Source organism: Candidatus Thiothrix phosphatis, from assembly GCF_035668035.1.
GTDB lineage: Bacteria > Pseudomonadota > Gammaproteobacteria > Thiotrichales > Thiotrichaceae > Thiothrix > Thiothrix phosphatis.
On record NZ_JAYMYJ010000132.1, the window covers coordinates 16856 to 30990 of the forward strand.

13 protein-coding genes are annotated in these 14135 nt (G+C 54.7%); 10 read left to right on the top strand and 3 right to left on the bottom strand.

The window, feature by feature from the left end; genetic code table 11:
- Positions 1–8: 8 nt before the first annotated feature.
- Complete coding sequence (locus tag VSS37_RS15315) at positions 9–3380, bottom strand: SdrD B-like domain-containing protein (RefSeq protein WP_324696611.1); 3372 nt, start codon at positions 3378–3380, stop codon at positions 9–11.
- A gap of 266 nt (positions 3381–3646) precedes the next feature.
- On the opposite strand from VSS37_RS15315, the gene VSS37_RS15320 reads away from it, so the two are divergent.
- On the top strand, positions 3647–5215 hold the full coding sequence (locus VSS37_RS15320; RefSeq protein ID WP_324696612.1) for an ATP-binding cassette domain-containing protein: 1569 nt from the start codon (positions 3647–3649) through the stop codon (positions 5213–5215).
- Between the two features lie 114 nt (positions 5216–5329).
- Positions 5330–6124 (top strand): P-loop NTPase family protein, encoded by a 795-nt coding sequence (locus tag VSS37_RS15325; RefSeq protein ID WP_324696614.1) that lies wholly within the window; start codon positions 5330–5332, stop codon positions 6122–6124.
- A gap of 96 nt (positions 6125–6220) precedes the next feature.
- On the opposite strand, the gene VSS37_RS15330 is transcribed toward VSS37_RS15325, so the two are convergent.
- Positions 6221–6457 carry a hypothetical protein gene (locus VSS37_RS15330; protein WP_324696615.1) on the bottom strand — a complete coding sequence of 79 codons (237 nt, stop codon included), beginning with the start codon at positions 6455–6457 and terminating at the stop codon, positions 6221–6223.
- A 2-nt stretch (positions 6458–6459) separates the two neighbouring features.
- Positions 6460–7320: an SIR2 family protein gene (locus tag VSS37_RS15335; protein ID WP_324696616.1), complete on the bottom strand. Its 861-nt coding sequence runs from the start codon at positions 7318–7320 to the stop codon at positions 6460–6462.
- A 201-nt stretch (positions 7321–7521) separates the two neighbouring features.
- On the opposite strand from VSS37_RS15335, the gene VSS37_RS15340 reads away from it, so the two are divergent.
- The 8 genes from VSS37_RS15340 to VSS37_RS15375 all read left to right on the top strand — a co-directional run bounded on the left by VSS37_RS15340 (position 7522) and on the right by VSS37_RS15375 (position 14135).
- On the top strand, positions 7522–7887 hold the full coding sequence (locus tag VSS37_RS15340) for a rhodanese-like domain-containing protein (RefSeq protein ID WP_324696617.1): 366 nt from the start codon (positions 7522–7524) through the stop codon (positions 7885–7887).
- Between the two features lie 103 nt (positions 7888–7990).
- Positions 7991–9043 carry a histidinol-phosphate transaminase gene (hisC, locus tag VSS37_RS15345; RefSeq protein WP_324696618.1) on the top strand — a complete coding sequence of 351 codons (1053 nt, stop codon included), beginning with the start codon at positions 7991–7993 and terminating at the stop codon, positions 9041–9043.
- A complete protein-coding gene (locus VSS37_RS15350) occupies positions 9040–9795 on the top strand; it encodes a Nif3-like dinuclear metal center hexameric protein (RefSeq protein WP_324696619.1) in 756 nt (251 codons plus the stop codon). The genes hisC and VSS37_RS15350 overlap by 4 nt, the downstream gene beginning before the upstream one ends.
- Before the next feature lie 287 nt (positions 9796–10082).
- Positions 10083–10685, top strand: a complete 603-nt coding sequence (gene petA / locus VSS37_RS15355; protein ID WP_324696620.1) for a ubiquinol-cytochrome c reductase iron-sulfur subunit — start codon at positions 10083–10085, stop codon at positions 10683–10685.
- Positions 10685–12112 carry a cytochrome b gene (locus VSS37_RS15360; RefSeq protein WP_324696621.1) on the top strand — a complete coding sequence of 476 codons (1428 nt, stop codon included), beginning with the start codon at positions 10685–10687 and terminating at the stop codon, positions 12110–12112. Before petA ends, VSS37_RS15360 begins: the two co-directional genes overlap by 1 nt.
- A gap of 11 nt (positions 12113–12123) precedes the next feature.
- Positions 12124–12897 carry a cytochrome c1 gene (locus VSS37_RS15365; RefSeq protein ID WP_324696622.1) on the top strand — a complete coding sequence of 258 codons (774 nt, stop codon included), beginning with the start codon at positions 12124–12126 and terminating at the stop codon, positions 12895–12897.
- An 84-nt stretch (positions 12898–12981) separates the two neighbouring features.
- A complete protein-coding gene (locus VSS37_RS15370) occupies positions 12982–13611 on the top strand; it encodes a glutathione S-transferase N-terminal domain-containing protein (protein ID WP_324696623.1) in 630 nt (209 codons plus the stop codon).
- Positions 13608–14135 (top strand): ClpXP protease specificity-enhancing factor, encoded by a 528-nt coding sequence (locus tag VSS37_RS15375; protein WP_324696624.1) that lies wholly within the window; start codon positions 13608–13610, stop codon positions 14133–14135. The genes VSS37_RS15370 and VSS37_RS15375 overlap by 4 nt, the downstream gene beginning before the upstream one ends.

The following is a 14135-nucleotide window of genomic DNA, read 5'->3' on the forward strand; positions in this document are numbered from 1 at the left end:
GATAGTTCCTATTGCACAGTGGCCGTAATGTCCAACGTCGCATTGCCGCCCGCCGGAATGGCCCCAACCGTCCAAACGCCACTGGCGGAATCATAAGTTCCAGCACCCGGTGTGTTGCTGACATAGGCCAGGCCGGAAGGGAGTTGGTCAGTCACCGTAACGTTGGTGGCTGCATCCGGGCCGGCGTTGCTCACGGTCAGGGTATAGGTCACGGTGTCGCCATGTTTGGCTGCCGTTTTGTCGAGGGTTTTCAGCAGCGACAAGTCGACTTCCGGCGCAGGTAAAGCCACGCCAAAATCCACCGTCAGGTTGGAATTGGCGTCTGGTGTGCCATGGCCATCGTCACCGTCATCGCCCGTTGCGGTGGTTTCCCCGGTTGGTTCGTCTGTTCCCAGCGTCACCAAGCTGGAACACAGGCCGTTGGCGAGGTCATCGCCGCCGTTGTCATCGCCATCGGTATTGTCAGTATTGGCGTCGGGCGGCGGCGTTTTGCCGGTGCTGGCGGTATAGCCTGCCAGCACCGCGCCGGTAGTGAAGTTGTCGGCGCTGACGCAAACCTTGTAGCCGCCCGCCGCCAGCCCGTAAAACAGGTAGCGTCCATTGGCGTCGGTGGTGGTGGTTTGCAGCACTGCGTCCGCCGCATCCTTCAATTCCAATTTGACGCCTGCGCCCACTGCGGTTTCACCTCCATCAGCCAGACCATTGTTGTTGGCGTCTATCCAGACCCGGTTGCCGATGCTATGGGTGGCGGCGGCGTACCCCACGTCAAACGCGTGGTTGTTGGCTCCCGGCCCTGGGATGTCCGCCGCGTTCACGGCGACTTCGCCAGTGGCAGGCGCGTTTGAATCAATCAGTGGGTCACTACCCGCCAAGGCTGTTGTCAGAAGATGGCTGGAACCTGACACGTTGGTGCTGGTCGGGAATTTGAGGGTGTAGTTTTGCTCCGGTTGCAACGCCGTGACGCCGTAAATATGGCTGGTGGTGGAGGTTCCGGCACCATTGCTGAAGTAATAAGTCCCATCGGCGTCGGTGGTGGCGGTCGCCAGGACGGTTGGGCCGGACAGCAGTTGCACCTGCACGCCAGGAATACCGTTTTCATCCGCATCCTGAATGCCGTTCTTGTTCGTGTCCAACCAGACGCGGTTGCCGATTTCGATGGGGGCAGGGTCAAGCAACAGCTCCATGTCGCCCAGCCCGGTGCTCTTGCCCATGAATTGCGCACTTTGGTTGTACAAGGTATAGGCATGCACCTGTTGGGCATCCAAGTTGCTCAACCATGCGATGCCGCCAGTCCTGATGATGTCCGTGTCAATGCGGTTGTACAGCAACTGGTCGAAACCTTTGTGGGATGCCAGCGAGCCCATGCCTGTCTCACGATGGCCGTAGCCGAAATTATCCTGGTAGTAAAATTCCCCACCGCCAGGGCCTTCAGTATTACCGGCACCCGCGCTGGTCAGACCCGCCACTGAACCGTTGGATTCGAGCGTATAGCCACTCCCGCTCCGGGCCGCCCGTAAGACATCGCCAGCCGAGACGGCATTCACTAGGTTCGTGCCGGTCAGGGCATAGTTGTCCTGGCCGACCTGATCCCCCAGCCGGTCGCGGAAGCCCAGCAGCATGGAACGGTCTGCGGCAAAATCAATGTCGGTCAACATCGGTTGGGGGTAGGCCAGGATCCTGGTGCCGGGGTCACAGATGGGGGGGAAAACATCGTCAGGCAGCCAGCCGAACCAGCCCCGTTGTCCGGAGCAAACACCTTCATAGACATGGCCTTTCTGGTAATCCAACGGGGCATCCAGCACATCGGTGAATGCGCCTGTTCCTGTATCCAGCCGGTAGACAGTCGCCTTCAGGTCGGCTGGGTTTTGTGAATTCAGGGCGTCGCACACGCCGCCGACAAATACGTCGCCGCCTTCTGTCCCAATCGCAAATGGCCGCCAGTTGCCTGCTGGTGCTTCCGTGCTGCCGATGATTTCCAGGGCGGCCATCATGGGGCTGCCCTTGATGGCGTTGAAATCAATGTCCAACTGGTTGTCGTTGACCGTGACTGTGTAGGTTTTCACCACTGCCTTACCATTGCCACCCGCCGCTTCGTAGATATTGAAGGCGTTTTCGACCAATTGGCCATTCTCGAAGTTGATGTCGAAATTACGCCCATCTGGGGCAGCCCCGCCCCAGAAGTCGGCGAAATGCAGCTTGACGGTGTAAACGCCATTCTGTAAGGGGACGTGTACGCTGGACAAATAATCCCGCCAGGTTTTGTAAAGGGCTTCATCCGTTGTGCCGGGGGCGGAAACATCGATTGAGTCTGTGGTGACGCCATCCTGGCCGCCAAAGGAATAAGAACCGGCCATCCAAACCGTGCCATCCGGTTGCACATAACGTGCGCCCCCCAGATTGATGCGGATGGCGGTGTGCGTCATGGCGCTACAGGTTGCAGGCTCCGGTATCGGGTAGGCGGTCACATCCGCCGCCACTGGCTTGGTGGCAGGATTGTTGTCGGCGTCTATCTTGATGGCGTACAGCTTTTTGTCGTACAGGTTGGTGACATACAGGATTTTGCCATCTGCCGAGATGTCGATGTCGCCGATGCCTATTTCACCGACATTGTTGAAGGCGTCCACATCGTGGCTAGGGGCGGTCAGGGCACCCAACCCACGGGCGGCGTTATTGCCGATGCTGCCGACATTAATGCCCAGGTCGGCCTGTAGCCGGACAAACACTTGGGTGTCATTAGCGCCACGGGTTGTGACATAAACCGCATCCAGGCCGGCAGGGCCGAGGCCGACGTGCCGTTTCAAATAGGCGCTGGAAAATATCTGGTTGGTGTCTCTCTTGTAGGCGATCCCATAAATGCTGCCAGTGTCGGTATCCAATGCCTGTTGTGTGACATCCGCCTGCCAATCCGCGCTCGCATCATAAGGGATGCTGACCAGGGATTTTTCCACCCCGCTGCTTTGGTCGCCGTTGGTCATGATGCTGGTGGCGATTTTGGGAAGGGTGGCGGTTCCGGGGCCATAATAGTCGCCCAGCAATGTGACGGCAAAATCGACATTGGTGGCAGGCGCATTGATGAACTGGACGCTGGTGTGGTTGCCGGTGCCCGCTGCCCCCGCGTAATCTCCGGGCAGAAAACCGGAAAATTCCACGCGGGAAGGGCCGGAACAACCTGCCAGGTCATACTGGCCCAACGTGGCGGGAACATTGGAGGTGGTGGCCGTTCCGGTATTGCCTGCACTATCCATGCAAGACACGGTGATGTCCCCAACCCCAGGTTCATGGTAGGCCGAGCCGGTTTCATGAATCCCGTTGGCATTGAGATCCCGGAAGACTGTGCCGGTAATGTCGGCAAAGGCAAGTGGTGCAAGCAATAACAGCAAACTGGCTCCGATGAGCTGTTTGCACCAACATATTATTTTATCAATCATTCCGTCGGCCCCAAATCTCTTTGTTATATTTAATGTTACAAATGTTCTGGTTTATTTTTATAAATATATTTTATAAAGTGGTAAAAAACAAGACAGTAATTCAGTCCGTGTGATTTATTGGTGCGCTTGATTGCTGGGATGGGGCATTTGTTGTAGGCTTGCTGCTCCCTCATTTCCCTTTCCCGGTCGTGGCCTGCCGAGCATCCCAGGAGTTCGTTATGGCGCGTATTGTTTGTCAGTTTTCCCAGTTAACCCAACAATTTGATTCTACGCCGGTATTTTCCGGGCTTGCCGCCACCTTGGGCGACGGCTTGACAGGGCTGGTTGGGCGCAACGGGCAGGGGAAATCGGTGCTGCTTGCCTTGCTGGCGCAGGCTTTCCCGCCTACGGGTGGCGCTATCCGTTGGTTCGTGCCGTTTGATTGGGTGGGGCAAGGGCAGTTGCAAGGGCTACGGTTGGCCGATGCATTGGGTGTGGGGCCGTTGTACGACAGCTTTTTACGCATTCAATCTGGTTCAGTTGATGAACAGGATTTCGCCCGGATGGAAAACCTTTGGCATTTGCCTGCTTTATGGGAACAGGCATTGTGTGAAGCCGGGTTGGATTTGCCTTTATCTGCGCCGGTTCAGCATCTGAGCGGCGGGGAACACGCCCGGCTTGCCCTATGCCGTGTTTTCCTGCAACCAGATCATTATTTGCTGTTGGATGAACCCAGTAACCATCTGGATGTTGCAGGCCGCCAGTGGCTCCTTGGAAAACTCAGCCGTCATCCGGGGGGCGCATTGATCGCCACCCATGACCGTGAGTTGCTGCAACAAGTGGGGCGGATTCTGGAGCTGAATACGCACGGCCTCGATGAATACGGCGGCAACTATACGCTTTACCAGGCCATTCGTGCCGCCAGGGTTAACGCCGCAGAACAGCAACTGGCCAATCTCAAGCACATTCAGCACCAGCAGAAACTGGAGCAGCAGGCTGCTTTGAAAAAAGCCGCCCAACGCCGCAAGCAGGGCGAACAGCAGCGCGGCTCACAAAGCAAACTGCTGTTGGATGCCCGCAAGAACCGCGCCGAAAGCAGCTTCGGCAAGCTCAGGCAGCAGCACCAGCAGCGCAACGGACACTTGCACACGGAGTTGCAGGCTGTCCAGGAACGTTTGGAAATCATCAGGCCGCAAATTTTACGCACAGCCTCCGCAGGCAGTCGGCACAGGCTGTGCCTGCATGTTTCTGGCTTGCGCTTGCCGTATGTGCGGCTCGGGCCGCTTTCTTTCACGGTGCGCCAGGGGGAACGCTGGCATATCCAGGGCAGGAATGGCAGTGGCAAATCCACCCTGTTGCGCGTCATTGCCGGACTGGAGCCAGCGGTTGCCGGTAACTGTGAAACCCATGCCCGCTGCATTTATTTGGACCAGCATTTTAGCCTGCTGGATGCAGATGCTTCCGCCCTTGCCAACCTGCTTCGCCTGCGTCCGGATATCAGCGAAGAGCGGCTACGCACCGAACTGGCGGGTGTGCGCTTGCGCGGCGACAAGGCGTTACAGGCGGTCAAGGGCTTGAGTAGTGGCGAGCGTTTGAAAACCGCCCTGCTGGCAGTGCTGCTGGGGGAAACTGCGCCTGATTTGCTGCTGTTGGATGAACCTGACAATTATCTGGATCTGGATTCCCGCCTGTTGTTGGAACAAACGCTGGCAAACTACCCCGGCGCGCTGCTGATTGTCTCCCACGACCCGGCATTTATTAGCGCTTTGGATACCCGGCACAGCCTGTTATTGCCACTACAAGCATAATCATAACTTCATTAAACGCCTGTAAACGCGTATGCTGCACCGCCGTACAATTGGGCGCTCGTTTCTGAGCCAAGAACCCAACTATTACACCTGAACCCACTCAAGGAGAAGACAATGGGCAGTATCCATTTTATCGGCGGCGAAAAAGGCGGCGTGGGCAAATCCCTCACGGCGCGCCTGCTTGCACAATATTTTATTGATCATGGCCAGACTTTTGTCGGTTTTGACGCTGACCATTCACACAGCACATTCAGCCGTTTTTATGCAGACTTCACAACCGTCCTGGATGTTGAAAACTACAACAGCCTGGATGAAATCGTCGCAGCGGCGGAAAGCAACCCTGACGCCAATATCCTGGTGGATCTGGCGGCGCAAACCGGCAGGCATGTCAACCAGTGGGCTGAGGACAGTGATTCCTTCGGTATTTTCGCCGAACTGAACCGCCCGGTTTACCTGTGGCATGTGATGGACGATGGCGCAGATTCCGCCCATCTGCTGAACAAGTTGCTGGAAAACAAACCGGATGGTGTGCAGATTGTTGTCGTCATGAATAAAGGCCGGGGCGAAAACTTCCAGTTGTTTGAACGCTCCCCCACCTACCGCAAGGCGCAGGAGCAGGACGCCCAGATTATCACCCTGAAGCAGTTGCAACCGGCCCTGATGCAGAAAGTGGATTTCAGCAACCTGAGTTTCTGGGCTGCGGCCAACAACCGCGACCTGCTCAGCTTGGTGGAACGCAAACGCGTGACAGTTTGGATGGAAAACTGCTATGCCCAGTTTGATCAGGTATTGGGCGGTGAATCCGCCGGGAGGGGGCTTCCCAACCCCCCCTCCGAACCTGTTGATGCTGGAGCTGACGACAATGGCGTTCCTGTTCTGGCCGAAAATCCTGATAGCCAGTTCGCATAAGTCGCCCGACCCCTGGGATCAGGCAGGCCGTTGATTGAATAGGCGCGGCGGATTGTTTCCGCCGTGCTTCCATGGCCTGACAGGTAGGAACAACAATCAATCTGACGTATTCGCCGTTTCCCGCCGGTGTTTGACCTTCTTCACCAGCTTGCGCGCGATGTAGGCAGCGAATTCATCCACATTGGTATATTCCTGTTCCATGACGAAATCGCTGAGTTCATTCATCAGGAATACCGTGCGCGCCACTTCGGTCAGCTTGCGCCCGCAGGTCAGGCAGGTCTCACCGTCATCGCGGCAATACTCTTTGCCCTTGCAAGGAACAAATTCGCGCATACTCAGGCCGCCTCGGCAGGTGCAAAACCGGCAGCGGTCAGCAGGTCACTGACATCCGCGCTGATGATTTCAATGCCCTGGCGTGCGCAGTAACGCTTTTCCTTGTCAGTCGCCTGTGGAATCAGCGCCCAGCCCTTGGGTTCATCCGCCGCATAAGTAATGTCGGACATCACCATACGCTCGGTATCACGCTGGAAACGCATGCCGATAAACAGGTATTGCCTGCCTTTGCGGTATTCCTTGAGGAACGACGGAATCGCAAACCCGCCCATCAGCTCGGTGATGTAGTCAACATAGTCCGCGTCAGAGGCAATGTAGACAGAATCCGGGCGCGGGCTACCCATCGGCTTGAACAGGACGGGCAGTTCAGGGTTGACCTCTTCCTGAGTCACTTCACGGTAGCCATTGCTGGCAGTGTATTCGTTCAGGGTGAAACGGTAGTTGGTGCCTGCAATTCGCGCAGTGCCCCGTACCAGGGTGTGCGGCTGGTCGGCGTAGGTATCCTGCAACTGGGTATCGCGGTTGATGTCGATCACATACTGCGGCTTGATGCTGGCCAACCAGTCGTGGATCGGAGCACGCGTCCACTGACGGGCACCGTAGGTTTCTTCCAGGAAACGGTGGACAGCCTTGCGGCCTTTCTTCAGCTCCACATCCATCGCGGCGCGGGCGAATTCCCACATCAGGCGCGAAGACATCGGCTTGCCGTTGTTCATCGCCAGGATCAGGCTGTCGCTGTCGGCAGGAATCGCCTGTCCATTGGCCTTGTCCACAGAACCCTGTAACGCACCTGCGCCGAGATAAGGGACGATCTTGCCGCTTTCGACCCCGGCCAGCAGGGTTTTGAGTGTCATATCCGACATTGTTGCTCCTCACAAATATTGCAATATGTACTTGCCCAATTGCTCTGCAATTTTGAGGCCAGAATTATTTTTCAAATTAAACAACTGCTTATGAAATTAAATAAACTGCTTTGTCGGGAAGGCAACAAGCCCTTGTCGTCCATTGGCATGACAATTGCTGGCAGGTAAATATCGGGAACCATTTGTATCGATAGGAACATCATGAGCTATCAGGACATTCATGCATCGGAAATTGCGGATTTTCTTACCACCGAAGGGCTGGTCGTGATCGACCAACGGGACGAACATACCCGCAGCAAAGGGCAATTGCCAGGCGCGCAGCCTGCCAGCGAGGCCGTTGTCGGCAAGCTGGTGATGCAGCGCCGCAAGAATCCGCCAGTGCTGGTTTACTGCTACCACGGCAACCAAAGCCGCGAGCTGTGCAGTTTCCTCGCCCAGTTTGGCCTGAGCCGGGTTTATAATTTGGAAGGCGGCTGGCAGGCTTGGGAAGGCTGGCAACAACAGGCTGCCACACCCTCCAATGTTGCGTTATCTGCATTCCCCTCAGAAAAAGGCTTGGTAGGTTAAGCACCCCGCTATTGCAGGCTTGGTTCTGCGAGGGTGCGTATATGGAAAAATTCGCCTTTCCCCTATATTATCCGTATTTACGTTCCCAATGCCGGAAGCACGCATGAGCCAATACTGGAGCCAACTGGTGCATGGGCTCGCCCCGTATGTGCCGGGTGAGCAACCTAAAGACCAGCGCTACATCAAGCTGAACACCAATGAATGTCCGTACCCGCCGTCGCCCAAGGTGCTGGAAGCAATCCACGCCGCTGCGGACGGCACTTTGCGCCTTTATCCTGATCCGAATGCCGATGCGCTCAAGGACGCCATTGCCGAACACTACGGCGTGACCCGTGCGAACGTGTTTGTCGGCAATGGTTCGGATGAAGTGCTGGCGCATGCGTTTCATGGCTTGCTCAAACACGATGCACCGCTGCTGTTTCCGGACATTAGTTATAGCTTCTATCCGGTCTATGCCAACCTCTACCAGATTGAGGTGAAACAGGTTCCGTTGCAGGCTGATTTCAGCCTGGATTTGGCGAATTTCAGCGGCAAAAATGGTGGTGTTATTTTCCCCAACCCAAATGCGCCCACCAGTATGGCGGTGGGGTTGGATGCGATCGAAACCCTGTTGCAGCGTAACCATGGTTCCGTGGTGGTGGTGGACGAAGCCTATATTGACTTTGGTGGTGAAAGCGCCATTCCCTTGACTGCGCAATATCCGAACCTGCTGGTGGTGCAGACGTTCTCCAAATCCCGTTCGCTGGCCGGATTGCGGGTAGGTTTCGCTGTCGGCCACAGTGATCTGGTCGATGCGTTGGAGCGGGTGAAAAACTCCTTCAACTCCTATCCGTTGGGGCGCATGGCGATTGTCGGCGCGGCCGCCGCCATGCGTGACAAAGCGTATTTCGAAGCTATCCGTCAGAAAATCATGGCGACCCGCGCATCAACAGTGCAAGGGTTGCAGGCATTGGGGTTCACCGTCCTGCCTTCCGCCGCCAACTTCGTTTTTGCCCGTCCACCTACAGGCAATGCTGAAGAAACCTACCTGAAGCTGAAACAGCACGGTGTGTTGGTGCGTTATTTCAACAAGCCGCGCATCAACGAATATCTGCGCATCACGATCGGCACGGACGCGGAAATGTCGGAATTCATGCGCATCCTTTCAGCTTTATGAAACTCAGCGAACTGGAGAGTTATCTCAACAAACTGCTGAATATCAGCAAGTTCCGCGACTATGCGCCCAATGGCCTGCAAGTTGAGGGCAGGGCGGAAGTCACGCGGATTGTCACCGGCGTCACCGCCAGTCAGGATTTGCTGGATGCAGCGGTTGAGCTGAACGCAGACGCCATTCTGACGCATCACGGCTATTTCTGGAAAAACGAATCGCCGGTCATTCGTGGCATGAAAAAGCGCCGAATCGCCACCTTGCTTCGGCATGACATCAGCCTGTTCGGTTACCATCTGCCGCTGGATGCACACCCCGAGCTTGGGAATAATGCGCAACTCGGCAAACTGCTTGGCCTTCAGACTGAAGGCGTGATGGATGAGCGCGAATTGCAAGGCGTCGGCAACATCGGTTTTCTTCCCGAGCCGCAGACGCTGGAGGCGTTTGCCCAACGGGTGCAGGCGGTGCTGGGGCGTGAGCCGTTGTTGGTCGCTGGTGGCGATAAGCCCATCCGGCGTATCGCTTGGTGTAGCGGTGGTGCGCAAGGCTATATCCAGCAGGCGTTTGAGCTGGGCGTGGATGCTTACCTGAGTGGTGAGATTTCGGAACAGACGGTGCACAGCGCGCGTGAAAATGGCATCCATTACATTGCTGCTGGTCATCACGCCACTGAGCGTTATGGCGTCAAGGCGTTGGGGGAATATCTGGCGGCGCAGTTCGGGCTGGAGCATGTTTTTCTTGATTTGGATAACCCCGTATAAGTCAGGAGATTTCGACTTTTTTGTGCTATCATTGCCGCGCTTGTCTGGAAGGAGACCGGACAGACGGGAATCATGACTTAAATCAATGGCTCAGGTGGTGTTGTGTCACGCTCCGTATTTTCGCTTGATTTTGGTCAGAAGTTCGGACATCCTACTGAGTTTTTTAGCATTTGCTAATATGGGCATTTGCTATGTGGCGATGTATTTTATTTAACGCTTTCGCAAACGGATTCAGCCGCAAGCGGGGGCGGGCAGTTACGTTTTGATTATTTGGGAGAGAGCAAACGATGGCAAATTCTGGAGTAGATAAAAGCCGTCGCCGCTTCCTGATTGCCGCCACTTCCGTGGTTGGCGCAGCAGGTGCGGCAGCGATTGCGACCCCGTTCCTTGCTTCATGGTCACCCAGTGCCCGCGCGCTTGCCGCCGGGGCTCCTGTGGAGGTGTCTGTGGGCAAAGTGGAGCCGGGTCAGTTATTACGTGTTATCTGGCGTGGCAAGCCTGTATGGATCGTCAATCGAACCAAGGAAATGCTGGATAGTCTGCCAGGGTTGGCGGAGCGTTTGAAAGACCCCAATTCCGACAATATCAAACAGCAGCCTGAATACGCCAAGAATATGTTCCGTACCCGTAAAGGCAAGGAGCAATATTTGGTGTTGGTTGGCATTTGCACCCATCTGGGTTGTTCCCCTACCTATCGGCCTGAACTGGCTCCAGCGGATCTTGGCGCTGACTGGAAAGGCGGCTGGTATTGCCCATGCCATGGTTCCCGTTTCGACCTGGCAGGGCGGGTATTCAAGAATGTACCGGCTGGCGCCAACTTGGAAGTCCCTCCGTACTATTTCAAAAGCGACAGCACTATTCTGATTGGTGAAAACGGAGGTAAGGCATAATGGCTGAGCGTCCTGCACATAACTATACTGGCCTTTTGGGCTGGGTCGAAGACCGTTTCCCGCTGATGGAAACGTGGAAAGCGCATCTGGCTGAGTACTATGCGCCGAAAAACTTCAACTTCTGGTATTTCTTCGGTTCACTGGCGATGCTGGTGCTGGTGATCCAGATCGTGTCTGGCCTGTTCTTGGCATTCCACTACAAACCAGATGCGACGCTGGCGTTTGCTTCTGTGGAATACATCATGCGTGATGTGCCGGGCGGCTGGTTTATCCGCTATATGCATTCCACAGGCGCTTCCGCGTTCTTCATCGTGGTGTACCTGCATATGTACCGTGGCCTGATTTACGGCTCCTACAAAGGCAAGCGCGAGTTGATCTGGCTGATCGGGATGGCAATTTATCTGGCACTGATGGCGACTGCGTTCATGGGCTATTTGCTGCCATGGGGGCAGATGTCCTATTGGGGTGCGCAGGTAATCATTAACCTGTTTAGCACAATCCCTTATATTGGCGGCGAGCTGTCCACCTGGATTCGTGGCGACTTCGTGTTGAGCGATGCGACCCTGAACCGTTTCTTTGCGCTGCACTTCTTCCTGCCTGCGTTAGTGTTGCCTGCGTTGGTGTTTGTGCATATCGTTGCGCTGCATGCCGTTGGCTCCAATAACCCTGACGGCGTTGAAATCAAGAAAGGCCCTAAAGGCAATCGTTGGAGTGAAACTGCGCCTGCGGATGGCATCCCGTTCCATCCTTACTATTCCGTCAAGGACATCATGGGCGTTGTTGTGTTCCTGATCGCTTTCTTTGCTGTCCTGTTCTTTGCGCCGGATGGCGGCGGCTATTTCTTGGAGAAGCCCAACTTCGAGCCAGCCAATGCGCTGAAAACACCGTTGCACATTGCGCCGGTCTGGTATTTCACCCCGTTCTATACCGTTTTGCGCGCTATTCCTGACCCTTGGTATGGCACCGTGGCGATGTTCTCTGCAATCATCATGCTGTTCCTGATCCCCTGGATTGACCGTAACCCGATCAAATCCTGGCGCTACCGTACCAATGCCCACAAGATCAACCTGATCCTGTTTGCTGCTGTGTTCATGGTGTTGGGTTGGATGGGCGTTGAACCTGTAACGCCAGCCTACAAGGAGTTGGGTACCCGTATGACCCAGATTTACTTCATGTTTTTCGCAGTGTTGTGGATTCACAGCTATCCTGCCAGGGCGAAATATGTGATGTGGTTCGGTATCCTGTTGGCGGTTGTGTTGGGTTATGACCTCTTGTTCCGTTATACCCCGGGTGATTCCGAAGCGACTGCGCAGATGATCAAGCAGTTCATCTGGCCAGTGGGTTATCTGGCTTTGACCCTGTTGTTGCCTGCTTTCAAGTCAAGCTGCAACGAAGAAAAGCCGGTTCCGGAACGTGTAACAGGTTGAGGTGTGACAACATGAAAAAGTTTATTGCAAGTGTAATGTTCGCACTTTCAGCTTCCCTGATGATGACCGTCGCCAATACGGCGTGGGCAAATGAAGAAGGGGTGGAACTGGAGCATGCGGATGTTGATATCCATAACCAAGCAAGCCTGCAACGTGGTGTGAAGTATTTTGCCAACTACTGCATGGGCTGCCATTCCCTGAATTTCAGCCGCTATAACCGCGTGGCCAAAGACTTGGGGTTGACGGATGAACAGGTGACCAAAAACCTGATTTTTACCCGTGACGCCAATGGCGACTTAGATAAAGCGGGTGCCTTGATGAAAAACGGCATCTCCCAAAAGGATGCGGCGGAATGGTTTGGCGCTCCACCGCCAGACCTGACGTTGGTTGGCCGTTCCCGTGGCCCTGACTGGATTTACAGTTACTTGAAAGCATTCTATGTTGACCCGACCCGCCCAATGGGTGTGAACAATACCGTGTTTCCAAATGTCGGTATGCCGCATGTCCTGTGGGATTTGCAGGGTCTACAGGAAAAAGAATGTGTCAAGGAAGGTGAAGGTGAACATGCGGTTGAGCATTGTGAGCTGAAACTGGTCAAGCCTGGCAGCATGACGCCTGCCGAGTATGATCAGACGGCGCGCGATATCACCAATTTCTTGGCATATGTCGGTGAGCCGTCAAAACTGAGCCGTAAAACCTATGGTGTTTTCACCCTGTTGTTCTTGGGATTGTTTGCAGTTGTTGCTTACTTCCTGAAGAAGGAATACTGGAAGGATGTCCATTAATCCCTATCCGGTATAACACCTCCAAGCCACTCTAGTGTAAGATAGAGTGGCTTTTTTGTTTTCAGTACAGGGAGTCCTGCTCATATGGCTTCGCTTTCCAGCCGAAGATCTGTAATGACATTGTTTTCAGCGCCTGATTGCGCCGATAGCCATCGGGTGCGTATTGTCTTGGCGGAAAAGGATATAACCGTCGACATTTTGAATATCAATCCCGACAATAAACCTGAAGAGCTGGCGGAGTTGAATCCTTACAATACTACCCCGACGCTGATTGACCGCGATCTGGTGTTGTATGATGCCCGCATTATCATGGAATATCTGGATGAGCGGTTCCCTCATCCGCCATTGATGCCAGTTGATCCTGTGACGCGGGCTCACTCCCGGTTGGCGTTGTTCCGTATCGAGAAAGACTGGTTTTCGCTTGTGCATGATATAGAGCACGGTGATGACATGACCTCTTCGCAGGCGCGTAAGATTTTGCGCGAAAGTGTGTTGTCTGCGGCTGAAGTTTTTTCCGTCAAGCCCTATTTTCTGAGCGATGAATTCTCACTGGTCGATTGCACCATTGCGCCAATTTTGTGGCGGTTGCCGAAATATGGCATCGATGTTCCTGAAAAGCTGGGCAAGCCAATCCTGAAATATATGGAGCGGGTATTTTCACGCGATGCTTTCCAACAGTCCCTGAGTAAGGTGGAAAAGTCCATTCGGCCATGAATCAGTCCAATCAACCTATCAAGATGACCCCAAAACGCCCATATCTGTTGCGGGCTATTTATGAATGGATTGTCGCCAATGGCATGACGCCGCATATTTTGGTGGATGCCCGTTCTGATCAGGTGATGGTGCCGCGCCAGTTCGTCAAAGATGGCAATATTGTGTTGAATGTCAGCATGAGTGCCACCAACAATCTAATGATTCGGGACGATGAAGTGACGTTTAACGCCCGCTTCGGTGGCAAGGCGTTTTCCATTTGGTTGCCGATGTGGTCGGTAATGGCGATTTATTCACGTGAAACCCAGGACGGCATCAGTTTCCCGGCGGATGAATATGCAGAACACATGGATGCATTTATGTCGGAGGCGTCTATGTCCGGCCCTGTGTCATTAGCCGCCATAAGTGGGAATGGCGTCAGCGATGAAATGGATGGGGCAGAAGACAAATCTTCCGAAACGACGGATCAAGATGAACCTCCCCCAACCAAGCCAACCAAGCGTCCATCTTTGCGGGTGGTGAAGTAA